This window comes from Streptomyces sp. DT190, from assembly GCF_049846985.1.
Taxonomy (GTDB): Bacteria; Actinomycetota; Actinomycetes; order Streptomycetales; family Streptomycetaceae; genus Streptomyces.
Genome location: NZ_JBNCNM010000083.1, coordinates 1 through 394 on the forward strand (window position 1 = coordinate 1; position 394 = coordinate 394).

1 protein-coding gene is annotated in these 394 nt (G+C 72.1%); it reads left to right on the plus strand.

Going from position 1 to position 394, the window contains the following annotated elements; translation table 11 throughout:
- Positions 1 to 44: 44 nt before the first annotated feature.
- On the plus strand, positions 45 to 394 hold a 350-nt coding region (locus ACPXCS_RS39705; protein WP_425971256.1), incomplete at its 3' end, for a KR domain-containing protein.

Consider the following 394-nt stretch of genomic DNA (forward strand, 5'->3'; position numbering starts at 1 on the left):
TGTGGGGTCTGCTGCGCTCGGTGCGGGCCGAATACCCCGACCGCGTGATCCGGCTCCTGGACCTCGACACCACAACCTCCCCTAACGACGTCGAGCGAGCCGTCACCGCGTCCGGCGAGCCCGAACTGGCACTACGCGACGGTGAGATCCGCACCGCGCGGCTGGTGCCGGTGCCGGCGGCGCAGCGCGGTGAGACGGGCGGCGACGGACTGCCGGACACCCTGTTCGATGCTGAGGGTGCGGTGTTGGTGACGGGCGGCACGGGCGAACTGGGCCGTGCCCTCGCCGGCCATCTGGTCCGTGAGCACGGAGTACGCCATCTGGTGCTGACTTCCCGTCGTGGCCTGGAGGCTGCGGGTGCGCGCGAGTTGGTGGCGCGGTTGGAGCGGGCCGG